At 53.3% G+C, this 25,706-nt stretch carries 21 protein-coding genes and 1 riboswitch; of the genes, 15 read left to right on the top strand and 6 right to left on the bottom strand.

Annotated elements, in window-relative coordinates:
• Nucleotides 1-2: 2 nt before the first annotated feature.
• Nucleotides 3-260 carry a DUF3949 domain-containing protein gene (locus tag RB297_RS26140; protein WP_277747071.1) on the bottom strand — a complete coding sequence of 86 codons (258 nt, stop codon included), beginning with the start codon at nt 258-260 and terminating at the stop codon, nt 3-5.
• A 241-nt stretch (nt 261-501) separates the two neighbouring features.
• On the opposite strand from RB297_RS26140, the gene RB297_RS26135 reads away from it, so the two are divergent.
• Both RB297_RS26135 and RB297_RS26130 read left to right on the top strand, forming a co-directional pair.
• The gene (locus RB297_RS26135; RefSeq protein ID WP_375121835.1) at nt 502-1,329 is read left to right on the top strand and encodes an SDR family NAD(P)-dependent oxidoreductase; all 828 of its coding nucleotides are present in this window, start codon (nt 502-504) and stop codon (nt 1,327-1,329) included.
• Nucleotides 1,330-1,479: 150 nt separating this feature from the next.
• Nucleotides 1,480-2,772, top strand: a complete 1,293-nt coding sequence (locus tag RB297_RS26130) for a homocysteine synthase (RefSeq protein WP_096776927.1) — start codon at nt 1,480-1,482, stop codon at nt 2,770-2,772.
• 86 nt (nt 2,773-2,858) lie between these two features.
• On the opposite strand, the gene RB297_RS26125 is transcribed toward RB297_RS26130, so the two are convergent.
• Nucleotides 2,859-3,473, bottom strand: a complete 615-nt coding sequence (locus RB297_RS26125; RefSeq protein WP_375121792.1) for a nucleotidyltransferase domain-containing protein — start codon at nt 3,471-3,473, stop codon at nt 2,859-2,861.
• Between the two features lie 187 nt (nt 3,474-3,660).
• Here RB297_RS26125 and RB297_RS26120 point away from each other — a divergent pair, with 187 nt between their 5' ends.
• The 5 genes from RB297_RS26120 (at nt 3,661) to RB297_RS26100 (ending at nt 9,994) form a co-directional block, all read left to right on the top strand.
• Nucleotides 3,661-4,770, top strand: a complete 1,110-nt coding sequence (locus tag RB297_RS26120; protein WP_375121791.1) for a PEP-utilizing enzyme, TIM barrel domain protein — start codon at nt 3,661-3,663, stop codon at nt 4,768-4,770.
• A gap of 340 nt (nt 4,771-5,110) precedes the next feature.
• Nucleotides 5,111-7,135 carry a heavy metal translocating P-type ATPase gene (locus tag RB297_RS26115; protein ID WP_375121790.1) on the top strand — a complete coding sequence of 675 codons (2,025 nt, stop codon included), beginning with the start codon at nt 5,111-5,113 and terminating at the stop codon, nt 7,133-7,135.
• A gap of 130 nt (nt 7,136-7,265) precedes the next feature.
• Nucleotides 7,266-8,330, top strand: a complete 1,065-nt coding sequence (locus RB297_RS26110) for a leucine-rich repeat domain-containing protein (protein ID WP_375121789.1) — start codon at nt 7,266-7,268, stop codon at nt 8,328-8,330.
• A gap of 418 nt (nt 8,331-8,748) precedes the next feature.
• Nucleotides 8,749-9,690 carry a thioredoxin-disulfide reductase gene (gene trxB / locus RB297_RS26105; protein ID WP_015737504.1) on the top strand — a complete coding sequence of 314 codons (942 nt, stop codon included), beginning with the start codon at nt 8,749-8,751 and terminating at the stop codon, nt 9,688-9,690.
• A gap of 67 nt (nt 9,691-9,757) precedes the next feature.
• On the top strand, nt 9,758-9,994 hold the full coding sequence (locus RB297_RS26100; RefSeq protein ID WP_006212730.1) for a glutaredoxin family protein: 237 nt from the start codon (nt 9,758-9,760) through the stop codon (nt 9,992-9,994).
• A gap of 118 nt (nt 9,995-10,112) precedes the next feature.
• Here RB297_RS26100 and RB297_RS26095 read toward each other — a convergent pair whose 3' ends face one another.
• Both RB297_RS26095 and RB297_RS26090 read right to left on the bottom strand, forming a co-directional pair.
• A complete protein-coding gene (locus RB297_RS26095; RefSeq protein WP_375121788.1) occupies nt 10,113-10,316 on the bottom strand; it encodes a hypothetical protein in 204 nt (67 codons plus the stop codon).
• A 152-nt stretch (nt 10,317-10,468) separates the two neighbouring features.
• Nucleotides 10,469-11,641, bottom strand: a complete 1,173-nt coding sequence (locus RB297_RS26090) for an ROK family protein (RefSeq protein WP_375121787.1) — start codon at nt 11,639-11,641, stop codon at nt 10,469-10,471.
• Between the two features lie 368 nt (nt 11,642-12,009).
• Between RB297_RS26090 and xylA the strand changes: the two genes are divergently transcribed.
• From xylA to RB297_RS26065, 5 genes are all read left to right on the top strand, one after another.
• Entirely contained in the window at nt 12,010-13,326 is a 1,317-nt protein-coding gene (xylA, locus tag RB297_RS26085; RefSeq protein WP_015737501.1) for a xylose isomerase, read from the top strand.
• A gap of 217 nt (nt 13,327-13,543) precedes the next feature.
• The gene (gene xylB, locus RB297_RS26080; RefSeq protein ID WP_375121786.1) at nt 13,544-15,040 is read left to right on the top strand and encodes a xylulokinase; all 1,497 of its coding nucleotides are present in this window, start codon (nt 13,544-13,546) and stop codon (nt 15,038-15,040) included.
• A 272-nt stretch (nt 15,041-15,312) separates the two neighbouring features.
• Nucleotides 15,313-15,936, top strand: a complete 624-nt coding sequence (locus tag RB297_RS26075) for a bifunctional 4-hydroxy-2-oxoglutarate aldolase/2-dehydro-3-deoxy-phosphogluconate aldolase (RefSeq protein WP_090913217.1) — start codon at nt 15,313-15,315, stop codon at nt 15,934-15,936.
• A 193-nt stretch (nt 15,937-16,129) separates the two neighbouring features.
• Entirely contained in the window at nt 16,130-18,481 is a 2,352-nt protein-coding gene (locus RB297_RS26070; RefSeq protein WP_213580968.1) for a YcdB/YcdC domain-containing protein, read from the top strand.
• A gap of 107 nt (nt 18,482-18,588) precedes the next feature.
• Nucleotides 18,589-19,731, top strand: a complete 1,143-nt coding sequence (locus RB297_RS26065; RefSeq protein WP_375121785.1) for a transglutaminase domain-containing protein — start codon at nt 18,589-18,591, stop codon at nt 19,729-19,731.
• Nucleotides 19,732-19,806: 75 nt separating this feature from the next.
• Here RB297_RS26065 and RB297_RS26060 read toward each other — a convergent pair whose 3' ends face one another.
• Nucleotides 19,807-21,258 (bottom strand): amino acid permease, encoded by a 1,452-nt coding sequence (locus tag RB297_RS26060; protein ID WP_015737496.1) that lies wholly within the window; start codon nt 21,256-21,258, stop codon nt 19,807-19,809.
• A gap of 113 nt (nt 21,259-21,371) precedes the next feature.
• Nucleotides 21,372-21,552, bottom strand: a riboswitch (Lysine riboswitch).
• A 118-nt stretch (nt 21,553-21,670) separates the two neighbouring features.
• Nucleotides 21,671-22,801 carry a virulence factor gene (locus RB297_RS26055; protein ID WP_192570554.1) on the bottom strand — a complete coding sequence of 377 codons (1,131 nt, stop codon included), beginning with the start codon at nt 22,799-22,801 and terminating at the stop codon, nt 21,671-21,673.
• 357 nt (nt 22,802-23,158) lie between these two features.
• Between RB297_RS26055 and RB297_RS26050 the strand changes: the two genes are divergently transcribed.
• From RB297_RS26050 to cydS, 3 genes are read left to right on the top strand one after another with little or no spacing between them, the layout of a single operon-like run.
• Nucleotides 23,159-24,511: a cytochrome ubiquinol oxidase subunit I gene (locus RB297_RS26050; RefSeq protein WP_119846374.1), complete on the top strand. Its 1,353-nt coding sequence runs from the start codon at nt 23,159-23,161 to the stop codon at nt 24,509-24,511.
• Nucleotides 24,508-25,539 carry a cytochrome d ubiquinol oxidase subunit II gene (locus tag RB297_RS26045; RefSeq protein WP_375121784.1) on the top strand — a complete coding sequence of 344 codons (1,032 nt, stop codon included), beginning with the start codon at nt 24,508-24,510 and terminating at the stop codon, nt 25,537-25,539. Before RB297_RS26050 ends, RB297_RS26045 begins: the two co-directional genes overlap by 4 nt.
• A 5-nt stretch (nt 25,540-25,544) precedes the next feature.
• Nucleotides 25,545-25,646 (top strand): cytochrome bd oxidase small subunit CydS family protein, encoded by a 102-nt coding sequence (gene cydS / locus RB297_RS31070; protein ID WP_015737491.1) that lies wholly within the window; start codon nt 25,545-25,547, stop codon nt 25,644-25,646.
• Nucleotides 25,647-25,706: the final 60 nt, after the last annotated feature.

Raw genomic sequence — 25,706 nt, 5'->3', positions numbered from 1 at the left:
GCCTACTTGGTCGTTTTTCCGCTCTTATGTCTCCAATTATAAATCCACGAGGCAACCATGGTGGAAGGCAAAAACAAGACTTGCGTATTGTAGTGGAGCTGTTCTTCCTGAAAGGACATATTGTTGTAATACGTTTCCTGATTGGTCCCCTGCCTTCGGGGATCTTCCTTTAACGCTGCAATATACCGGTACTGTACGGGAATCATGATCAGGAATACGGCTAGCAGAACGCCTGCAAAGATCCAGATCATAGAGCTCATAAGGTCACGCTCCTTTTTGTTTATCGTATATGGAAAGCCATATTAATATACACTACGTATAAATATCGGAATGGATTCAAATATGTACCATTTGAACGCCCGCCATGCCGACTTTATCTATCGAAAGCCAATCATCCGTTTCAGAACAGGGTAAGGAAGGGTAGGCACGGTGCGCGTCATCGTTGAACGGCGGCAAGCGACTGTGGCATGGAAGGATGAATTCGGAAGGGAGCGAGAAATCATGGGAACCGTAAGTAAACAGGGAACGGAGAAGGTGGCACTGGTAACGGGCGCTGGCGCGGGAATCGGACGAGGCATTGCCAAGGTGCTGGCTGAAAAAGGCTACCGGCTGGCGATGACCTACAATTCCAGCAAAGAAGGGATCGTGGATGTAGCGGAGGACATCGGCCATACCTATGGCAAGGAGCCGCTTATTATTCAGAGCGATTTAACCGTTCGCAGCGAAGCGGAGAATACGATACGAAAGACGCTGGAGGAATTCGGCCGGATCGATTTGCTGGTGAACAATGCCGGTATCGGTCTATACGACGAGTTGACGGAGCTTGAAGAGGATGCGCTGGACATGACGATGCATCTTGATTTCCGGGCGCCGATGCTGCTCAGCAAATATGCGGTTCGGGAGATGATCGCCCAAGGAATTCCGGGAAACGTCATTTTCATTACGTCCTCCCGGGGAGAAAGAGCCTATCCGAAGGACAGTATCTACGGCGGCATGAAGGCAGCGCTGATCCGCGCGGCGCAATCGCTGGCGCTGGAATGGGCACCGCATGGCATCCGGGTGAACTGCGTCGCTCCGGGTGCGACGGTTCACAAGCCGGAGCAATCGGCGGAGGAAGAGCCGCTTGGCAGCAAAATCCCACTGGGGCGATTGGGGACGCCGTCGGACATCGGGGAAGCCATCGCTTGGCTGTGCTCGGACGCGGCTTCCTATATTACCGGCATTAACCTTCGTATTGACGGCGGCCTGATCTTGCCGGGCATGCCCGAGGATACGTCCCCCGAAGCCGGTTATGGATGGGGGAAAGTTTATCAACAGGAGAAGGAATGAAGAGGTTTTCAAACCTCATGCAAAATAAAATATTATATTCCGATGAAATTAGTTGGGTATCACTCTTTTCAAACGAAGGAAAGTATGAGAGAATGGGAGAAATTATGAAATGATCATACTTTCCATATGAAGAAAAGGGAGGAAATACCCATGTCAGAAGAACGCCAATTTTCCATTGAAACGTTAGCGGTTCACGCCGGTCAGGAGCTTGACCCGACCACATTATCCCGCGCGGTCCCTCTTTACCAGACCACTTCCTACGGGTTTAAAGACAGCGAGCACGCAGCCAATCTGTTTGCGCTTAAAGAATTCGGCAACATCTATACGCGTATCATGAACCCGACCACGGATGTATTCGAGAAACGGATTGCAGCGCTTGAAGGCGGGGCCGGAGCACTGGCGACATCTTCCGGGCAGGCAGCCATCACCTTCTCCATTCTGAACATCGCGGGTGCAGGTGATGAAATCGTTTCCTCCTCGAGTTTGTATGGCGGCACTTATAATTTATTTTCCAATACGCTGGCGAAGCTGGGCATCAAGGTCCATTTCGTGGATTCCACGGATCCGGAAAATTTCCGCCAAGCGATCAACGGCAAGACGAAGGCGCTGTTCGCCGAAACGATCGGCAACCCGCAGGGGAATGTGCTGGACGTGGAAGCCGTTGCAGCAATCGCGCATGAGAACGGCATTCCGCTGATCGTCGACAATACGTTCCCTAGCCCGTATCTGCTGCGCCCGATTGAATATGGAGCGGATATCGTCGTTCATTCCGCGACCAAATTCATCGGCGGCCACGGCACTTCCATCGGCGGGGTCATTGTCGATAGCGGTAAATTCGATTGGACGGCTAATGACAAGTTCCCGGGTTTGACGCAGCCGGATCCAAGCTATCATGGCGTCGTGTATACAGAAGCCGTAGGCCCGATCGCTTACATTATCAAAGCGCGTGTGCAACTGCTGCGGGATATCGGCGCGTCGCTGTCCCCGTTCAATTCCTGGCTGCTTCTCCAAGGGCTGGAGACGCTGCATCTCCGGGTGGAGCGCCATAGCGAGAATGCGCTGAAGGTTGCCAAGTATCTGGAGGATCACGAAGCCGTGGAATGGGTCAGCTATGCAGGGCTGCCGAGCCACCCTTCGTATGAGCTGGCGCAAAAGTACCTGCCGAAGGGCCAAGGCGCCATTCTGACCTTTGGCATTAAAGGCGGGGCAGCAGCAGGGCAGAAGGTGATCGAGAACGTGAAGCTGTTCTCCCACCTTGCCAATGTTGGCGATTCCAAGTCGCTTATCATTCATCCGGCCAGCACGACGCATCAGCAGCTGTCCGAAGACGAGCAGCTTACGGCAGGCGTCAATCCGGAACTGCTGCGTCTGTCGATCGGGACCGAGTCCATCGACGATATTTTGTACGATCTGGAACAAGCGATTGCGGCCAGCCAGAAGTAAGACAATCCTGCTATATCGATAGGTAAGACAAAGGGCGCTTTCCCTCTTGGGGGAAGGCGCCCTATTTTTGTGATGCCACACGGCAGTTAACCCGTTGATTCGATGTAGTCGATCCAGGGATGACCTTCCGGAAATTGCGTGCGGAGCGATTGGGCCAGCCACTCTATAGCCTCATGGTCCAGGGTGGGGAGGACCGTCCTGAAATCCCGCTCGTCTTTGTCGCGGATGTTCCTGCTGCCTCCTTTACACAGGAGTTGTATTTCCGGCTTCAGGTAGGGGATTCCTTGGTCTGTCTTCAACAAGATATCGCGAAGCGGTCTTCGGATCGACGGTTGCCGGTGATAGACCCAGCAATCCTGTTCGGTTTCCGTCAACATGAGCTGGAATGCAAATGGAGCTTTGGCATCCTTACTGACCCACACATCCCCGACGGAATGCAGATACTCGCCTTCTTCCCATAACGACAAGGTTCCTTGATCGGCTTTGTACAGCGTCCATTCTTTGGTTAAGGCGGCATAAACATCGGCCTGTTCTTCGCGATGGATCAGGATATCGGTATCGCTGTGTTCTCTGGTCTGCTCTCCCAAATGCAAATCTAACGCCCATCCTCCTGCGATATACCAATGAACGGGGATTTCCGTAAAAATCCCGGCAGCCTCCGATACGCTGACGGGTTCCCAATGGTCATAATCGGTTCGCATGTCTCTTCCTCCTCTTTGTTCTCTCGCTTCGGTCCGTTCCTCCATTATAAATGGTCGGGAAATGGTCGGGGGTGGATATTTTTTCGATTGGTGTTTATTCCGTGCGCTGTATATTTCCAAATGTTTCATAATAACCTGTAAAGAAGCGTTTATCCAATTCAAGGTGAAAGGGAGTAGAAGGATAACCATGACGGAAAGGCATTGGGGAGCAGGCAGTGAATTGGGAGAGCGTTTATGGGAAGATAAGAAGTTTATCGGAGCAGAGGACATCACGGCAAACGATTTTTCTCCCGAGACGGATCTGCTGAAGCATTTTGCTATGGCAGGAGGAGTCACCCATGAGGAGGTATTGCTGTTACTGGCATCGCCCGACGACATTGAAGAAGCCCTCAGGGTTTCGGGGATTCGTCATAACGGCACGGACAGACCTTCCTTGACCCGACTGCTGGGGTGGAGTGACAGGAACCGAAGACTGAAAGTCATGAGCCGATCCGCGGATCCTGAATCCATAACACGTGATCTCGAGCAGGGTGCTCAGGGAATCGGACTGATACGCGGTGAGGATGCTTTGCAGCATGGCCTGCTGCAGGAGGTATATTCGGCATGGCTGAATTCACGGAGCGCGGAGAAGAGCGCTTTGTTGAGACGGAGACTCATTATGTTATGGGTGACGTATTGGGTGTCGGTGTTTCAAGCGGCAGCCGGAGCCCGATGCGCGATCAGTTTGCTGCAAGATGCCCGGCTTTCCAATACGATGGATTTGCGCGAGGCGCAGGATGCTCAGCTCGAGTCCTTGTTCCGGGCGATGGAGCAGTGCGGGGCGGAAGGGATAGACTGTCATTTAGAGCTGTTGGCTGTGCGTCCTGCACATGCGGATGAGTTTATATTGATCCATAATTTTATCGAAGAAGTGGCGGAGCAGACCTTGATGGATCAGAAGCGTTTTGTCCGAATCCGCTACGGGGCGCTGCTTGGCGAAGGAATGAGCCCGTCGGTTGCGGCGGAGATTGCCCGTTTGGCCGATGTGCTGGTATTCGATTGCGAAGGCATAGGGAATTACGAATCGTCGGATGAAGCAGGTCAGAAGGTCTCGGCGTTCTCGGAGATGATCAGTCGAATCAGACGAACGAAGCCGCAGTTGACGCTCCGGATCAATGGCGTGGGCACTGCGGATTTGCGGATGGTGTACCGGCAGGGCATACACGAGGTATGCTGTCATCCTTCGGAACTTGCGGCCATACGGATAACCGGCGCAAGATTGGAAATGCGGCGCAGATGCTCCACGATCGTCGATTGAGGGAATGAGAGCGCTTTATACGGTTTGGTTCATAAGAGAGGTCCTTGCGAAGAAATCGCTAGGACCTTTTTTTCGTTTGGAAGCTCATCCGCCTCATATGTGTGGACAACAACTCCGATAGTGCTCTTCAGAAATTAAGATGACGTGAAAAATATGGTTTACAAATGAAAGCAAAGTGAGTATGATACATATAAAGTTGTACGAAGGAAAATAAATTGTATAAGTTCAAAAATGATTCTCATTCTCATTTAGCATGCTGCTCCGGCCTAGCCGGGGCAGCATGTGTCATTTTAAGGGTAGTAATAATGGATTTCATTCTCAACTAGGAAGGTGATTGGTTATGCAATGGATACAAAATCAAACGACAACTGGACGCATATCGACAATAGAAAATGGAGCTGATCCGCGTGAGCCGAGGCAACCGGGGAAATGGGATATCCGCAGCCTGCTGAGCAATGCGGAGGTAGTGGCTGCGCTGGGCAGCGGTTTGCTGATGCTGGTGGCCTGGCTGACCAGCCAATGGTCTGAGCCGCTCTCCGTTGTGCTGTACGTGATATCCTACGCCGTCGGCGGATGGGTGAAAGCCAAAGAAGGCGTCGAGACCCTTCTCAAGGAACGCGATCTGGATGTGAACCTGCTGATGATCGCTGCCGCTATGGGGGCTGCGGCGATCGGATATTGGAACGAAGGCGCGATGCTGATCTTCATCTTTGCCCTCAGCGGAGCGCTTGAGAGTTATACGATGGAAAGAAGCCGCAAGGACATCTCGTCCTTGATGGAGCTGCAGCCGGAGACGGCCCTTCGCATCGAGAAGGGGGAAATGGTGTCGGTATCCATCAACAAGCTGGAGATCGGCGATCTCATCCTGGTGAAGCCGGGCGAGCTGATTCCGGCAGACGGCAAAATCTATCGCGGCAGCTCCTCCGTTAACCAGGCCTCCATTACCGGCGAATCCGTGCCGGTCGATAAGTCCGTAGGCGATGAAGTGTTCACAGGCACCTTAAACGGGGAAGGGGTCCTGTACATTGAGGTTACCCAATCGGCGGAATCTACGCTGTTCGCCAAGATCGTCCGGCTGGTGGAAGAAGCGGAGAACGAGGTGCCGGAATCGCAGCGGTTCATCAAGCGGTTCGAATCGATTTATGCCCGCGTCGTAGTCATTGCGACCGTGGCGCTGATCGTTCTGGCCACTCCCGTTCTGGGATGGGATTGGGATACTACCTTCTATAAAGCGATGGTGTTTCTCGTTGTGGCATCCCCTTGCGCGCTGGTGTCTTCCATTATGCCAGCGATGCTGTCGGCGATTTCCAATCGCGCCCGAAAGGGTGTCTTGTTCAAGGGCGGTGCCCACATCGAGAATATGGCGCGCACGGCCGTTGTCGCATTTGATAAGACCGGTACCTTGACGCTCGGCTCACCCGTGGTTACGGATTTTATCGCAGGTGAGGGATGGGATCGGCACGAACTGCTTGGCATCAGCGCTTCCATCGAACGGATGTCGAAGCACCCGCTGGCTCTGGCGATTGTCCAATCGGCCGAGAAAGAGGGAGCTCCGCTGCAGCAGGTAGAGAACGGTCAGTCCATCACTGGCTGGGGCATGCAGGCCGAAGTTGCGGGAGTCACCTGGAAAATAGGCAAAAGCGATATTCTGGATGAAGGGACCGGAGATCCGCGTTCGGGTGCGATTTCGGATCAAGATGAAAGCTTGGGCGCCGTTCAAGAGAATCGCCAGCACTGGCTGTCCATTCGGAACACGCTGGAATCCGAAGGCAAAACGGTATCCGTTATCCTGAAAGGGGACAGCATCGTGGGCATGATCGCGCTGCAGGACGCGGTCCGTCCTCAGGCGGCCATGGCCGTTAAGCGGCTCCAACAGCTGGGCATCAAGGTAGCGATGCTGACGGGGGACCGCAAGGCGACGGCAGAAGTCATCGCCAAGCAAAGCGGCGTCGACATGGTGTTCTCCGACCTGCTGCCGGAAGATAAGGTTACCCATATTAAGGAACTGCGTGCCCGTTACGGCCATGTGGTCATGGTAGGGGATGGCGTGAACGATGCACCGGCGCTGGCCACGGCAACCGTCGGCATCGGCATGGGCGTTTCGGGAAGCGGAACCGCGCTGGAGGTAGCGGATGCGGTGCTGATGAACGACAACATCGATGAGATCGCCGGTACCGTCAAAGTGGCACGCAAGGTTCAACGCATCGTAAAGCAAAACATGATATTTGCCATAACCGTCATCTTGACACTGATTGCAGCCAATTTCATCGAAGGCGTAGCGCTGCCGCTCGGGGTCATCGGCCACGAAGGAAGCACGATTCTGGTCATCCTGAACGGGCTGCGCCTCCTGCGCAGCAGCCGTTAATGGACTGAGTATCATCTGCAATGACAAAGCGTCCCCTTCTTTTCCTTGCTGGAGAAGAAGGGGATTTTACTGTGGGCAGCGAAATAAACAGGCTGCTTGAAATCGTGGAAGATGAGAGGTGATCAGCAATATGGCATTCTTTTACGACTCTCCAAGGGGAGCTGCTTATTCCTGGCTGATTGATTATGCGATGGAGCGGTCGGCGGTATTCGTGTTAGCAAGACGTGGAGAATTCCAGATCATGGAGGAAGCCGAGCGTGTGTTTTCGCTGCTTGAGCCTTATCTGATCGAAAAACGCAAGATTAGCGAGCGCGATATCATGAAGCGATTGGATGAGGAGACCGTGCGTGGCAACGGGATTGAATACGGAGCGGGCACTTACTATATTTATAAATGCTGCGAGGAAGCCGCCGTTGTGTTGAAGCAGGCGGCGGATGATCTGTTTGCATGGCAGCATCCCCATCTTCCGGAGGATTTGAACTTTTGGGATCATGATGGACAAGACCTCTTACATCATGTAGCTCATGAACGAATGGGCGGGCTTCAGATCGGCCAAGAAGAAGCCGAGAACATATCGGCCATGGTTCCAGGCCTGTTTCTAAGCCGTCCGGAACATAAGAAGTTTGAAGTATTTTGGCAGGATGTATTGTTTCACAAACCGCGCAAGCTTGAAATTTTCGGTTTTGGCATCCGGGAGATTCCTGAAAGCATCGGAGAGCTGAAGGAGCTGAAGGAACTTATGATCCATGAAAGTTACGTCACCAGACTTCCTGCGGCCTTGTTCGGTCTTACGGAATTAGAGGATTTGACGGTATATACGGAGGATCTGGTGGAGATTCCGGCGGAGATCGGTGAGTTGATCCAGTTAAAACGCTTGAATATCGCGTGCGGGAGTTATCATGGACCTACAGATCATGTGATCCGGAGAGAGGAAGTATCGTTAACAAGGGTCCCTCCGGAGATCGGACGATTGAGGTTGCTGGAGCAGCTTAGTATGAATTACACGGGGATTTTGGAACTTCCCATGGAGATGGGGCAGCTGCAGAATCTGAGTTTCCTTGACCTAAGCCGAAACCAACTCCAGAGCGAGCCGGAATTCATAGAGAAACTGACGGGACTTTCGTATGTTAATCTGTCGGATAACCGGTATAACCCTAGTCCTCAAAATCAGCATTGGGATGATTACATTGAATAATCGGAGAATAATCTGAGCATCTGGAAAATCATGACCTAGCTAAGAATCCCTCTGAGCTCGCATGGCGAGTACAGGGGGATTTGTGCAGGTATCGCGTTTCGCTTCGGAACTTCATCAAACATTCATCTTCGCACCGTTAATCGTGTGGTTGAAGTCTTTTCGTAACCCAAAATTCTTCTAACCTGATCTCAGCGCACTCCTGACCTCGAAGTAAACGTTTTACAACGAGGTGTTCTTTCGAGCAGGAGATTCATTTTTTCAAAATAGTAAATTCCCCAGCGGTTTATGAAGAATGGATTAACAATATTTGCTGTTGGGGTGTGATGTGACATATTGACAGACGGCTCCGATATAACCATAATTAATATTAATTTATAATGATTATAATTAAGTGTTCCATATATAGGAGGGAAACGATATGTACAAATCCGTTATTATAGGCACAGGCCCTGCCGGGCTTACGGCTGCCATTTATCTGGCTCGCGCGAATTTGAGCCCGCTCGTCATTGAAGGTCCGCAACCTGGCGGACAGCTGACAACCACGACCGAAGTTGAAAATTTCCCGGGGTTTCCCGAAGGCATCATGGGTCCTGAGCTGATGGACAATATGCGCCAGCAGGCGGAACGTTTTGGCGCGGAATTTCGTACAGGCTGGGTAAACAGCGTGGAATTCGGAGAGCGTCCGTTCAAGCTGGACGTTGATGGAATGGGCGAGGTGGTTGCCGAAACGCTGATCATCTCTACGGGCGCAACGGCCAAATATCTCGGCATTCCGGGAGAGCAGGACAATGTGGGACGCGGCGTTAGCACTTGCGCAACCTGCGACGGATTCTTCTTCCGCGGGAAAGAGATCGTTGTTGTCGGCGGCGGCGATTCCGCGTTGGAGGAAGCCAACTTCCTGACTCGCTTTGCATCCAAAGTAACGCTGGTTCACCGTCGGGAAGAGCTTCGTGCATCGAAAATCATGCAGGATCGCGCCCGCGCCAACGAGAAAATCGAATGGGCATTGAACCGCACGCCGCAAGAAGTCATTGCGGACGAGACAGGCGTAAAAGGCATCAAAGTGCTCAATAATGAGACCGGCGAAGAAGAGACGATTGCGGTCAGCGGCGTGTTCGTGGCGATCGGCCACCATCCGAACACCGGTTTCCTTGGCGGAAGCATTACGACCGACCCGAACGGTTATATCGTAACGACTCCGGGAACATCCGAGACGAATATCCAGGGCGTATTTGCTTGCGGCGACGTGCAGGATACCCGTTACAGACAAGCGATCACGGCAGCGGGAAGCGGCTGTATGGCGGCTATGGACGCGGAGAAATACATCGAGAGCTTGGAACACAGCGCTGTCGTGTTGTAAACTGATAGATAGAGATCGAACCGGCTGTAAGCAGCCCAAAATCATGAGTAGAGGAGACTGACCGACCATGGAAAACGTGATTGTATACACTTCGAACAACTGCCCGCACTGCAAACAAGTAAAAGGCTTCTTGTCCGATCAAGGCATTGAGTTTGAAGAGCGCAACATCGAGCAGAACGACGAATTCGCGCAGCAAGTATGGGATATGGGCGTTCGCGCGGTACCTCTCACCATCATCGGTGAGCACCGTATTCTTGGCATGAACAAGCTCCAGTTCAACAAAGCGTTGAATCCGGAAGCTTAATCTCATCAGCATGATGGCAAGCCAATCGCTTGCTTATGATAAAAAGCTCCTTCCCGAGGTTCGGGAAGGAGCTTTTTTGTTGCCGAGCTATGCTGCAATACGTTCATACAAATCATGTTCACTTGTTGAAAAACAGACTCATGATGATCTGGAATACGACGTATGCGGCCACGCCGGAGCCGAGGAGAATGAAGCCGGCTTTTTTCTTGCCTTGAAAAAAACGCATGATGGCGAGACTGAACAAAGGTGCGATAACTAGGAGACATAGCAATACGGTCACAAACATTTCCGGCGATATTTCCGCAGTGCTTACATAGGTCATTTGAGCGTTTCCTCTCCCTTTAGTATAACGATCACACGTATCTCCGCGAGGAGAAACGTGATTTAAATTATAGGATGAGATTAATTATAGCGGAAAATCGCGAGATTTTCCTTAAGATGCTGGGCTCTAATTACGACAAAATATCGTCAATTTTAATGAACCGGCATGGAGACCCGTACCGGAACGAGAAACTGCGAAATGGCAGAGTAGGCCGCACCGATCATGGTAGAACGGCTGCCCAGCTCGGCAAACCGGATCTCCATCCGCTCACGGTGGTAAGGCAGCGTGCGCTGGGCAACGACCTGCTGGAGCGTTTCTTCGATCCAAGCCCGGGCGTCGGACAGCGGACCGCCGATGATGACCGATTGCGGATTGAATCCGTTGACAAGATTGGTTATGCCAATGCCGAGATAGCGTCCAAGCTCCTCGAAATGCCGGATGGTCTCCTCATGGCCGAGCTCGGCATGATGAACAAGCTCGGACGTCCGCCTGGACGGAAGAACGGCATCTTTGCCGTCGTAGGATTTCTCCGAGGCGTACAGCTCCCAGCAGCCGCGGTTGCCGCAGCTGCATTCCCGACCCTCGGCTTCGATGGACATATGGCCGCTTTCGCCGGCATATCCGCGGGCTCCCTTATAGAGCTCGCCATTGATGATGATGCCGGAGCCGATACCGCTGCCGGCACTGATATAGAGGAGATGGCGGGCGTCCCGGCCGGCTCCGAAGCGCAGCTCGCCCTGGGCACCCGCGTTCGCTTCATTGTCGATGGTGACGGGGAGTCCGAGCTCAAGCTCAAGCTGCTCCTGCAGCGGCACCGTATCCCACCCCAGGTTGGGGGCAAAGAGGACGGTGCCGTCGCCGTCGACCATCCCCGGGACGCCCACGCCGATCCCGATGATGCCGTACGGGGAGGGAGGGGCTTGACGCATCAGGCCGTGAACCATGCCCACCATCAGCCTCGTCACCGATTCAACGTCGTGCCCTTCAAGCGCCGTGTCCTCTTCGGCAAGGATCCGTCCTTCCAGATCGGTAAGCACGGCGGTTATCTGCTTCACGCGCAGCTCGACGCCGATGGCATACCCGGCTTGTCCGTTAAACAGCAGCAGCTGCGGCTTCCTGCCGCCGCTGGATTCGCCGGGCCCGATTTCCTGGACCAGGTGGTTGCTGCACAGCTCCTGCACAAGATTGGAGACGGTAGCCTTGTTCAGGCCTGTCAGCTTGGACACCTTCGCCCGGGAGACCGGCGCGTGTTGACGTATCGTATCGAGAATGATGGAAGTGTTTATTTTTTTGACCAGAGCCTGGTCACCGGTAATATTCGTCATGTGTATTCATCCTTTTAGTCTTGCTTTCCTAATCCAGTTAGGCTTGTGAGACTTGATATGCTCATAGTCTAGGGGCAAAGACGGGAAAATGCAACAGCCCGTAACGCCGCTTAAGTCACGGAATCATTAATGAGCCGGGTCCGATGGGCGATGTCTTCATTCGAATGTGGAGGAAGAGTGTACCCTGGATTAGATGGGGAACATGTCCTTTGCCGCAGAGCGAAACCGTCACAACGGCAGGCGGAATCGCTTTTGAAAAACTTGTAAAGGAATAACTTTGTTTAACCAATAGACAAAGTGGAGGAGCTGTGATAGGATAACCTTGTAAGCGTTAACCACACCTTAACAAGGTATAGGAGGATTTATTCATGGCCTATTTTAACAACATTAGCAAAGTCGAGTACGAAGGCAGCAAATCGACCAACCCTTATGCTTTTAAATTTTATAATCCGACAGAAGTCGTAGCCGGCAAAACGATGGAAGAGCATCTCCGTTTCGCGATGGCTTACTGGCATACATTGACTGCAGGCGGCTCCGATCCGTTCGGTGCCGACACGGCGGTTCGTCCTTGGGGCAACTACTCCGGCATGGACCTTGCCAAAGCACGCGTTGAGGCAGGCTTTGAATTCATGGAGAAGATGAACCTTCCGTATTTCTGCTTCCACGACGTGGACATTGCGCCCGAAGGCAGCAGCCTGCGCGAGTTCTACAGCAACATCGATACGATCGTGGACTCGATTGAAGACCACATGAAGTCCACCGGCAAAAAATTGCTGTGGAACACGGCCAACATGTTCACGAATCCTCGTTTCATGCATGGTGCGGGCACTACGTGCAACGCCGATGTATACGCTCATGCGGCAGCGCAAATCAAGAAGGGCCTCGAAGTCGGCAAACGCCTCGGCGCCGAGAACTACGTGTTCTGGGGAGGCCGTGAAGGCTACGAGACCCTGCTGAACACGGATATGGGCCTTGAACTGGATAATCTGGCGCGCCTGTTCCATATGGCGGTGGATTACGCGAAGGAAATCGGCTTTGACGCTCAGTTCCTGATCGAGCCTAAACCGAAGGAGCCGACCAAGCACCAATATGACTTCGATGCGGCTACTACGATTGCATTCCTGCAGAAATACGGTCTCGACAAGCATTTTAAATTGAATCTCGAAGCAAACCACGCCACGCTGGCCGGTCATACCTTCGAACATGAGCTTCGCGTAGCACGCATCAACGGCATGCTCGGTTCCCTCGACGCGAACCAAGGCGATATGCTTATCGGATGGGATACGGACGAATTCCCGGTTAACATCTATGACGCTACATTGACGCTGTACGAAGTGCTGATGAACGGCGGCCTCGGCCGCGGCGGCGTGAACTTCGACGCGAAGGTTCGCCGTCCATCCTTCGAGCCGGAAGATCTGTTCCATGCGCACATCGCTGGTATGGATACTTACGCAAAAGGCTTGAAAGTGGCAGCGAAGCTGATCGAAGACCGCGTATTCGAGGACTTCATCGCGAAGCGCTACAGCAGCTTTAATGAAGGCATCGGCGCTGACGTCGTATCCGGTAAGGCTACGCTGGCTTCCCTTGCGGAATACGCGCTGAACAACGAGTCCCCTCGCAAAAACGAGTCCGGACGCCAAGAAATGCTGAAGGCGATTCTGAATCAGTACATTCTTGCGAATTAATTCATAACGGTACGGCTGTTTAAGCTTGTTCCATGAAATCCAAAACCTTCACCGGCTCCCTCCAGGGATGCCGGTGTACTTATTTCAAACCGGAAACGATGGCGCGATCGATGGTCGGCAGTCATTGGAGGCATGTCCCGGACCAGACGATGCGTCTAGGGGAGAATGCCAACGATGTTTTCATGTTCGGTTCATGAGGAGACGAAGGAGGATATAGATGAGTTACGTTATCGGAGTTGATTTGGGGACCAGTGCCGTGAAGACCGTGCTGGTGGACCGCAGCGGCACGGTGGTTGCCGAGCATTCGGAGTCATACCCGCTGAGCCAGCCGAAGCCCGGTTACAGCGAACAGCGGCCGGAGGACTGGGTGGACAAAACGGTATTGTCGTTACGACAATTAATGAAAGGAAACAACATACATCCATCCGAGGTTGAGGGATTGAGCTTCTCCGGCCAAATGCATGGTTTGGTCCTGGTAGACGGAGAGGGCGCCGTGCTGCGGCCGGCGATCCTGTGGAACGACACCCGGACAACGGCGCAATGCCGCCGCATCGAGGAGACCTTGCAGGAGAAGCTGCTCGGCATTGCACGCAATCGCGCGCTGGAAGGCTTCACTCTGCCGAAGATTCTCTGGGTTCAGGAGTTTGAGCCGGAAGTGCTCGAACGGGCTGCCCTGTTCCTGCTGCCTAAGGATTACGTGCGTTTCCGCTTGACCGGACAATACGCGATGGACTACTCCGATGCAGCCGGCACGCTGCTGCTGGACGTGGCCGGGAAATCCTGGAGCACCGACATTCTGGATGCTTTCCAGCTGCCGCACACCTTATGCCCGCCGTTGGTCGAATCCTTCGACGAATGCGGCACGTTGCTCCCCGAGATTGCCGAGCAAGCCTCTCTGCTGCCGGAGACGAAGGTATTTGCCGGCGGGGCGGACAACGCCTGCGGCGCTATCGGCGCCGGCATTCTCGAAGAAGGGCAGACGATGTGCAGCATTGGTACATCGGGCGTGGTGCTGTCCTATGAGGAGCGCCGTGAGGTGGATTTTGAAGGAAAGGTCCATTTCTTTAACCATAGCGAGAAAGACGCTTATTATATCATGGGGGTAACCCTCGCAGCGGGATACAGCCTGACCTGGTTCAAGGATACCTTTGCTCCGGATGTTTCCTTTGACGCGCTGTTAAGCGATATCGGGAATATCCCGGTAGGCAGCGGCGGGCTGCTGTTCACGCCGTATATTGTCGGCGAACGCACGCCCCATCCGGACGCCACCATCCGCGGCAGCTTCATTGGCATGGACGCCGGGCATAAGCTGCCTCACTTTGCGCGTTCGGTACTCGAGGGGATCACGTTCTCTCTCCGCGAATCCATCGATATCCTACGGGCATCGGGCAAGCAGATCGACCGCGTGATTTCCATTGGCGGCGGAGCCAAGAACGAGACCTGGCTGCAGATGCAGGCGGATGTGTTCAACGCGGAAATCGTGAAGCTGGAAAGCGAGCAGGGCCCGGCCATGGGCGCGGCGATGCTTGCAGCTTACGGCTGCGGCTGGTTCCCAAGCCTTCAGGACTGCGCGAAGGCGTTTTTGCGGCCGGCACGCTCGTATTCTCCAAACCCGCAAGCGGTTCAGGCCTATGACAAATTGTTTGGACTCTATCAAAGCGTATACGGAGCCACGCGTGAACTTGGCGCGGAGCTGTCCGAATTCCGCGGATAACCTACAGATGTTGAAGAGCAGGTCGGGAAGACATTCTCCCGGCCTGCTTTTTTTTGCGTGAACGCTCCGGACCGCATATACTTGAAGCAGGTTGAAGTCATAAGCAGGTTACGCCGGGGAATGAGGGTCGACCCTATTCGATGAGAACCGGTTTGGATATCGAATTTCAGGTTCCCTTTATAAGGATGGCCTGTGATCATTGTGTAACATCTGCGGCCAATCCGATTAAGGATGGCGCGGAAAGTGTAAAAAAAGAGATGGGGGGGACGTCAATGAAACTGACAGCCGAACTGAAACGCGAGAAAATCGTTGCTATCGTGCGCGGCATTACAAAAGAACAAGCGGGCTTCGTGGGGGAAGGGTTGGCCCGGGGCGGAATCCGGTTTATGGAAGTGACGATGAATACGAAGGGCGCTTTACATATGATTCAGGATTGGCGCGCCCGCTATGACGGTGACGTGTATGTCGGCGCGGGTACCGTCCTAGATGTGGAGATGGCCAAGGAAGCGGTCTCTGCCGGAGCCCAATTCCTGATCTCGCCGAACACGGATCTTTCCGTCATCGAATTTGCCCTGGAGCAGGGAATCGACGTATGGCCCGGGGCGATGACGCCAACGGAGATCGTTGCGGCGTACGCCGCCGGGGCGGAGATCGTGAAGCTGTTTCCTATGGCAAGCCTCGGCTTGTCGTTTATCCGGGAGCTTCAGGGCCCGCTGAATCACATTCCGCTGCTTGCCACGGGCGGAGTTACGCTGGGCAATCTTCCGGATTATTTTAACGCAGGCGCGGCAGCGGTGGGTTTAGGGAGCGCGCTGCTTCCGAAGGATGCGCTTGCGTCCGGGAATTCGGACGAGATCCAGCGCCGTGCAGCGGCTTTCGTGGAAGCGGCGAAATAGTTACACTTTGTTCATCCTTAACCACGCAGGTTATGTTTTGGAAGCTTACTACATAAGGAATATATAGACAAGTTATGGTATTATTTAGGTAGCTTGGTTATGTCATTGCTGCCGTGTACAGGCACTTGTTGAGGATAGCATCGTGTGTAAGTAATGCATGGTTAGGTTCAAGAAATGGAAGGGAGCGAATCAAGTGAATCCATCGGGGAAGAAGAAAGTAAGGGTAAAAAAGACCGTTTGTGCGGTTACGGCTACGGCCATGCTTTGTTTGGCGCAGCCGGTATGGGGGGATAATTCCGTTCCGGGCAGCGGAGTCGCTGTATCCGAAACGGTAACTTCCGTCGACAGCAGTGGTCAAGCCGGTTCCGAAAGCGTTACGGATAACGAAATACCGAAGGGTGCAAAAATTTCGTCCAAACAGGCGGAAGAAATCGTGAAGAAGGCTTTTCCTGAACTCAAGAATGTAAAGGTGTCGAACGTGCAGTTCCTGGAGAATGACGACATGAGATCAAGTGCGCTTGCATGGGATCTGCAATTGGTGCTGACCAAAGGGAACTCAAGCTCCGGCTTCAATGCCCAGGTCAATGCGGTTACGGGTGAACTTATTCATATCTATCTCCCTAACTCTTTGTTGAAGCAGGATAGCGACAAACCGGCGTTAACCCGGGAAGCAGCCAAGGAGAAGGCGCTGAAATGGATCAGCACCCACGTGTCGGACGTGAAGGCAAGCGAGCTTAAGGAGAATGAAGCGTATCTCGGTATGCAAGCTGCTTTGTTCAGTCCGCCCCGGTTTGATTTCTATTTCCAGACATCGGTGAACGGAATTGAATCGGATGTGAACAGCATTACGATCACGCTGGATGGACAGGGCAATACGATTCAATATTCCCGCAATCAAGTCAGTGAGGAGTTTCCTTCATCTACGCCGAAATTGAACGAGGCCTCGATCCGCAAATTGTTTGAAGATCAATTCCAAGTATCCTTGGCCTATGTGCCGGAAAATTTATATAACAATGCCAAAGGCGAATATTTTTTAGGTTACATACCTAATGATCTGTCAGGTTATTCAATGGATGCCAATACCGGCAAATTCATCAGTTTCACGGGGGAAGAGAGCGGGCTTGTCTCCGTTGAGGACGGCACGATTCCGGCAACCGAAGAAACCTTTAAGCCGATCGCGGGTCCATTCGCCGGCGGTGATGCGGCAGCCCGATGGGTGGAGTCGCAGATCAAGCTGCCGTCAGGCTTGAAGACAGAATCCAAGAGTCTAGGTACAAGATGGAACAACAAAGAGGTTAAGACGTGGAACATCAGATGGGGCGAACATGCGATCTCCGCCATGGGCGGAGGAGAGATGGTATCCGCAGAGGTGGACGCCAAGACCGGACAGATCTACTCGTACAACCGATATCGTTATGACCGGACCGAAACTGCGGAAGTGAAGAACCCGATTTCGCAGCAGGCTGCGCAGGATCTTGCTTTCAAGACGGTAAGCAAGCTGGTGCCCAACGCTTCCGAGGAATGGAAGCTGACATCGGTTGATAAAATGGGTAAGGACACGAAAACCCTCAACTATCAATTTTCATTCCAGCGCTATGTCGGCGATATTCGCGTCATGGGCGATTCCCTGAACCTCACGATTGAGGCCAACGGGCAAATCCAGGGCTTTAGCGTGAATTCGGAAGGCGTCCTCTCCAAGCTGCCAACGGACGTAAAGCCGGCCATTACCGAGGAGCAGGCAAGAGCGCAGTATTTGAAGGAGATCGACCTGAAGCTGAAATACGGCTATTACGGCGGTTACCTGTCTGCCAATAATGAAATCACCAAGCCTTTCATCAAGCTGATTTATTATCCGACACATAAACAGCAGGCTTTAGGCGGCATGCAGGTACCGCTCGATGCCAAGAGCGGAGAATGGCGCGATATCATGCCGGAAATGAACCGCAAGGATATTCCGCCAGTGACTGACGCGGCAGGGCATTCAGCCGAAGCGGCTCTCAAGGAGCTGGTGAAATATCGGGTATTGGTTCCGGACAAGGACGGCAAGGTGTACCCGGATCGTCAGATCACCCTTGGCGAATGGTATCAGCTGGTAGCGGCTTCGGTTAGCCCGTCCTACGAGCAGGTGTACGGAAGATCCACCATGGATCCGTACGCGGGCCTGCAGCCGGACCATCCGTATTACCAGGCCATCCAAGTGCTGATCGGGCAGAACTGGATTCCGTATGACCCGGACAGCCCGCTGCAGCTGGACCGTAAGCTGACCAGGGATGAGCTGGCAAGCTCGCTGACCCGGATTTTGAATTACGAGAAGCTGTCCAAAGCCTTTATTCTTCCAACCGATGTGCAGGGGATATCCGATGCCGACGCCGTGACGAACAAAGGCGCAGCCCTGATCGCGCTCAAGCTGGGACTTCTTCCGGCGGTGGATGGCAAGTTCCTGCCTAATCGCGAAGTGACGCGCGCGGAAGCGGCTGAGGTTCTGGTCCGCATGTCGAAGCTGGCGGGGCGAAGCGATTCCTTCTTGTCCTCATTTTATTGGTAGTATTTAATATTCGTGCCCGGTCGACAAAACTAGAACCCTTAAGCCCTGATGTTATGTGTTACAATGATGGTGCATACGGATGAGGAAGATGAAGGGCGGGTGTACCGATGAAACGAAGCCGAGGAACGATCGTTAAATTACTGTTCATAGGGACTTTGGCGGTAACCGTTGCAGCAGTACCAGAACCAGCTAATCTCAGTGATGTCTATGCCACTTCCAACAAAGCGGTCGTGAAGTCGGTCCATGCGATACAGCAAAAACTGCTGACAGCGATGAGCGACAGGCAATCGACGGTGCGTTTTGTTTACCAGGGCGAGACCAAATCGCTGAAATCGCAGCTAAAAGACGCACTTGATCAGGCGATGGCCAGTGATCCTTATATCCATTACACCATTGCCAGCTATAGCTACGACTATCGTGGAACATCCAGTTCCGCCAATGTTACCGTCCGGTTGAGCTATCGCGAGACCGCGGAGCAGACGAACTACGTGAACCAGCATACCGACCGCATTTTGAAGCAGATCATCAAGCCGGGCATGAATGATCATGAGAAGGTGAAAGCCATCCATGATTGGGTTGTCCGCAACTTGAAATACGATACGACGCTTACGAAATATACGGCCTATGACGGGCTTTACACGGGGAGCACGGTATGCCAGGGTTATTCTCTATTAACGCATAAGCTGCTGAAGGAAGCCGGGATTCAGAACAAAATCGTGGAGGGTACGGCTTACGCCTCCGACAATCCACAAGGCCAGCTCCATGCCTGGAATCTGGTCCTTTTGGACGGCAAATGGTACCACCTGGACACGACGTGGAACGATCCCGTTCCTGATCGTGACAACGAGGTATCCTACACGTATTACCTCCTAACGGATGAGCAGATGGGCCGGGATCATACCTGGGTGAAATCCTATCCGAAGGCGAATACGCTTTACCGCAACACGCTGGCCGGGCTGGCCGCGAAGGATCGTTCGAAAGCGGGATCATATGAAGCGATTAAGAAGGATCTGGAGTATCAGTTATACGATGCCCGCGCCATCGTCAGCTCCCACCTTCAGCTTCAGCCGCTGGTGAAGGCAGCGAAGGCGGAAGGCAGCCGTAAGCTGGTATTCCGGTTTGACGGGAGCGAGCGAGAGCTTGTGAGCGTGCTCCAGCAGCTGCAGTTAAAGAACAATCTGGGGTCCATCAAATATTATCACAATGCTTTTGAAAACACGGGTGATCTTAGAGTGCAGATCATATGGTAGACGTCCGTGCCAAATGAAAAACAGCTTCCTCCCAACAACGGGAGGAAGCTGTTTTTTTTTGCATGTTCGTCTTTATTATGATTTGGCATCCGTGCTCAAATCGCACTCATCCAATGGCACGATGCGGCTCTTCTTAATCAAGCGGTAGCCGAACCAGATGGAGAGGAACAACGGAATGCTGACATACGTGGCAATGATCGTTAACCAGTCGATCTCCCCGCTGAAATTGCCTTGACCGATAATGGCCACGAGACAGAGCAGGAAAGCGAAGATGGGGCCGAAGGGGAACCAGCGCGCACGGAACGGAAGATCCTTCAGGTCCTTGCCTTGGGCAACGTAGGCTTTGCGGAAGCGGTAATGACTCACCGCAATCGCCAGCCAGTTAATGAATCCGCACATCCCGGAGGCGTTCAGAAGCCACACGTAAACGACGCCATCGCCGAAGAAGGAGGCCAGGAACGCCAGCATGCCCACGGCGGAGGTTACGATCAGGGCTGCAACCGGCACGCCGCGGCTATTCAGGCGGCTCAGCCATTTCGGAGCCATGCCCTGCTTCGCCATGGCATACAGGACGCGGGTCGAGGCATACATCCCGGAGTTGCCGGCCGACAGCACGGAGCTGAGAATGACCGCATTCATCACGGAGGCCGCAAACGCAAGGCCGGCTTTCTCGAACACCAAGGTGAATGGGCTGACACCGATATTGTCGACCCCGGATTGAAGCAAGCTCGGATGGGTGTAAGGGATCAGCATGCCGATAACAAAAATGGCGAAAATGTAGAAGATCAGGATGCGCCAGAAAACCTGGCGAATAGCTTTGGGCACATGTTTTCTCGGATTCTCGCTTTCGCCTGCGGCTACCCCGATCAGCTCGGTTCCCTGAAAGGAGAAGCCTGCAGCCATAAACACGCCGACCAGCGCGAAGAATCCGCCGTGTACCGGCCCGTCGCCTAGGCTAAAGTTGCTGAATCCGACCGCTTCGCCGCCAAGAATGCCGAAAATCATCATGACGCCGATGATAAGGAATACAATGACGGTCGCTACTTTAATGATAGCAAACCAATATTCCGATTCGCCGTATCCTTTGGCGGATAGAATGTTTAAGCCGAACATAATCGCCAGGAACAAAAGGCTCCACAGAAATGACGGGCTGTCCGGGAACCAGAACTTGATTATAACCGTCGCCGCCGCGAGCTCGGCGGCAATGGTAACGGCCCAGTTGTACCAGAAGTTCCAGCCGACGGCAAATCCGAAGGCGGGACTGACAAACCGGGAGGCGTAGGTGCTGAATGAGCCGGAATCCGGAAGATACGTAGCGAGTTCGCCCAGGCTGGTCATCAGAAAGTAAACCATGAGGCCTACGGCGGCATACGCGATAAGCGCTCCGCCCGGACCGGCAGAGGCGATGGCCGTTCCGCTTGCCAGGAACAGGCCCGTACCGATTGATCCGCCAAGGGCGATCATCGTCATATGACGGGCTTTAAAGCTCTGCTTAAGCGAAGCAGCCGGTGCTTTTTTGCGATTCAAGGTCGAACACTCCTTCTATACATTAAGAAATGATATTTAAAATATACCCTGTTAGAACAAAAAGACCGCAGGTCCTATACCTGCGGTCTTGATCGTATCCGCATCATACCCTCCATGAAGATAGCACAACACGAGGAAATCCCCCGTGACAGTTCCGTCTCTTTCGACAACGGCCCCAGCACAGGATACAAGAGGATACCCTGCACTTCGGCATTCATGCCTTTCACTGTGCTTCACCGGCTTCTCTTTGCCTCGGCACAACTACTGATCATGTCTGCAACCTCTACCTCATCTTGGAATGATGAGGCTATCTGTATATTCAATTCTAACAAGAGAGTCCTAAGTATAAATCACATTCCATGTCAGAAGCAATGGTTAATTTTTACGGTTCAAGCCGGTTTCCGCCGAGCGATTACGATTGATTCCGTTTAGCCATTTGCTGCCAGACGGTTCCGGCAGCTTCTTCGCCGGATTCGATGCGCTCCAGCGCCATTCGCGCCTGCAGGCTTACTTCGAATTCCGGATCGTTGGCGGCTTCTTCAAGGGCGGAACGCGCTTCCTCCGTACCGACTTCGTATAGGAAGCGGGCTGCACGCCAGCGAACGATCTTGCTGCTGTCTTTGAGCGATTCGACCATGACCGGGGTAGCGGCGGCATCGCCGATATCGGACAAGGTATCTCCAGCGGTACGGCGAACGGCCGGCGTTTCGTCGCGCATGGCTTCATACAGGAGCTCCATCGCTTCAGGCGTCCGAAGGTCGCCCAAGTACACAACGACGAGCCGTCGGATCTGCATCTTCGGATCCCGAAGCGCTTTGCGAAGCAGCGGAATGTGTTTCTCCGTCGGCTCCAGCGCATCCAGCGCGGCATAACGTACGCGCCAGTCCTCATCCTGCATCGCGGCCTCGGTTTCCTCGTCCGTCAGCTTCCGGCGCTGCTCGACGAAATCCTCGTCGCTGGCACCGTGGGCAATCGCCTGGGCAATGACCTTATCGAGGCGCTCCTGCGGGAATGCGGCTTCCAGCTCCTGCTCCACGTCACGGGCGATGTCTTCCAGCTGGCCGTAGCGTACGCCGTACTCCTTGAGCTTGCGTTCCTTGATAAGCGAGGAAGTCCCTACCGCGGCTACGGCTTGGGAGAAGCGCTCCGACAGACCGATACGTTCTTCCTGATTCCCGCTTTTGACACGAATTTGCATCGGAATATTGCGGAAATATTGCACGAACACCTGGGCTTCCCCGAATGCGATATCATCAGCGTCTTCCTTGAGTCCGGCGGCGAGTCCCTCCTGGCCGAATATTTCCTGAACGGCGCCCAGAATGGAAGGCCAATCGGCGTTGCCTTTACGGTCGAGCGCGATGAAATCGAGGGTGTGGAACACGCTCTTTACGCCAGGGATATGGAGCAGCTGCCTGATCCAGGGAGGAGCCGACCGTTCGTTGTCTAGTGTATATGTTCTGCGAATTCCGGACTCCAGGGTTTCGTCAAGATGAAGCATCATGGAGTTCGGGCTCGGGGTTGGTTCAATGAATGTAATTTTCATGGGTTTTTATCGCCTCCTTATCCTCTTATTGTACCTCTTTTCCATGCCGGAAAAAACATCATGCACAGGATTCCAACAAATTGACCGGACTTTTGGATAAAAAGAGGAAGGGTTTGTAAAACTGATAATGTTGGATGGAATTCATTCATGTTTTTCAAAGAATTACGGCGAAGGGCGGCACCCCTTGCAGGAAGTCCGAAATACATAAGGGAGGCTAGGCTGTCGATGTACAGGAAGCAGGAGAAAAAGCTTGCGATTCTATGTTTTATCGTGGCGGCCATTATGCTGTACGGGGCCGTGAAAGGATATTTGCGCTACATGCATCATTTTGGATAACACACCCGAGGAGTGAACCTGATGTCATCACTGGATCCAGTACTGATGAGCCGGATACTGACCGGACTGACCCTGTTTGTACATATTGTTCTGGCAACCATCGGCGTCGGGATTCCCATTATGCTGGCTCTGGCGGAGTGGAGGGGGATCCGGACGGGGGACGACCATTATACCTTGCTCGCCAGGCGCTGGGCGCGGGGATACGTGATTACCGTAGCTGTCGGCGTCGTGACAGGAACCGCCATCGGCTTGCAGCTCAGCCTGCTGTGGCCCACCTTTATGCGCGTAGCCGGTAAGGCCATTGCGCTGCCGCTGTTCATGGAAACCTTCGCTTTTTTTGTGGAGGCGATCTTTCTTGGCATTTATCTCTATACGTGGGATCGGTTCAAAAACAAATGGACCCACTTGCTGCTGCTAATTCCCGTGGCGATCGGCTCCTCCGCTTCTGCATTCTTTATCACGAGCATGAATGCATTTATGAACCAGCCGCAGGGCTTTGAGCTGGTGGACGGGGTGTTTACGAACGTGAATCCGTTCGTGGCCATGTTCAATCCGGCGACGCCGACCAAGGTGAGCCATGTGCTGGCGTCGGCGTTTACGACAAGCGCAGCGGCGCTGGCCAGTATCGCGGCTTTCAGCTTACTTCGGGGAAGCAGGCACGTCTATTTTAAGAAAGCGCTGAAGCTTACCGTCGTTTCCACCTTTGTGTTTGCCGTGGCCACCGTGATGATCGGAGACTTTTCCGGCAAATTCCTGGCCAAATACCAGCCCGAGAAACTGGCGGCCGCCGAGTGGCATTTTGAAACGATGACCGAAGCCCCGCTCATTTACGGCGGCTTTCTGGATGAGAATAACGAAATCAAGTATGCGTTAAAGATTCCGTACGCGCTTAGCATACTGGCAGGGAACAGCCCCAGTACGGAGGTCATCGGCCTGAATGAATTTCCGGAGAACGAGAGACCGCCGATGTCCGTGCATTATTTTTTTGATTTGAAGGTGACCAGCGGCGCCGTGATCGTTCTGATTCCTCTCCTGTATATGTTCCGAAGGAAACTTCCTGGCAAAAAGCCTTACCCAAAGTGGCTGCTGCTCAGTATATTGGCTTTAGGGCCTTTATCGATGTCAGCCATATGGCTGGGCTGGTTCCTTGCCGAAATCGGAAGGCAGCCGTGGATTGTGCGGGGCTATATGAAGGTATCGGATGCGGCGACCACTTCATCGAGCGTCGGCTGGATGCTGGTGCTGTTTATTCTACTGTATTTGGTCTTGTCCGTATCCGCAATCCGCGTGCTGAGCCAATTGTTCCGGAATAAAAGCGCGGAAGAGGAAATCCGGCTGCTGGGACTCGAAATCGAAGGAGGAGACCGCAAGTGAGCTATGCCATGGTAGCCATAACCGTTCTATGGACGTTCCTGTTCGGCTATTTGCTGGTGGCCTCGATTGATTTCGGTGCCGGATTCTTCAGCTTCTATAGCGTGCTTACCGGACATGAGAACAAGATCCACAATATCATCCAGCGATATCTGTCCCCCGTTTGGGAAGTGACCAACGTGTTCCTGATCTTTTTTGTGGTCGGGCTCGTCGGATTCTTTCCCGATGCCGCTTATTATTATGGTACCGCGCTGCTTGTCCCGGGCAGCTTGGCGCTAGTGCTGCTTGCCATCCGAGGCGCTTACTACGCTTATCATACGTATGGCAGCCAGACGGGCAACAATATCGTATACATGGGACTATACGGAGCGACGGGGCTGCTCATTCCTGCCGCCTTGTCGACGATATTGGCCATCTCCGAAGGCGGCATCATCTATATGGACGGCGGGAAGGTGGAGCTTCACTGGTACACGTTCTTCACGAATCCGTACACGTGGTCGGTCATTCTGCTTGCCCTTGTCAGCGTTCTGTACATCTCGGCGATGTTCCTGTCCTATTACGCGCAGCGTGCCGGGGATGAGGTGGCGTTCGGCGTGGTACGGGGTTATGCACTGGGGTGGAGCGGACCGACGATCCTGGCTTCGGTTTTCGCGTTTTTCCAGATCAACCATCAGAATCCGGTCCATTTTGGGCAAATGCTGGATATCGCCTGGATGTTTATCGCGTCGTTCGTCTGCTTTGTGATCGCGGTATACCTCGTGTGGAAACGCACCCGCCTTGGCATCGCATTTATCATGGTCATGCTTCAATTCGCTTTTGCCTGGTACGGATATGGTCGCTCGCATCTGCCGTACATTCTCTATGATTACATCCACATTGATGAGAGCATCACCAACGATACGATGGCCATCGCTTTGATTACCGCGTTTATTCTCGGCTTCTGCGTGCTGGTGCCTTCCCTGATCCTGCTGATGCGATTGTTTCTGTTCGATGCGAACTACATTCGCGGCAAATCCGCGAAGAAGGGGTGAGGCAAGTGGAGGACTTCGGCATTTTCATAGCACCGCTGCTCACGGTACTGGCTGCCGTAGCCTTTATGGCGATTTACGTCGTCAAGTATAAAGACCCTTCGGATTGAGGGATGGACAAAATAAATCCGGGCTGTTTCGCCAAGAATCATTCGGTGTAAAAAGAACAA

This window comes from Paenibacillus sp. CR_12 (assembly GCF_041953985.1).
Taxonomy (GTDB): domain Bacteria; phylum Bacillota; class Bacilli; order Paenibacillales; family Paenibacillaceae; genus Paenibacillus_AQ; species Paenibacillus_AQ lautus_A.
The sequence above is the reverse complement of the archived record's forward strand: the minus strand, read 5'-3'. Positions and strand labels throughout refer to the sequence as shown.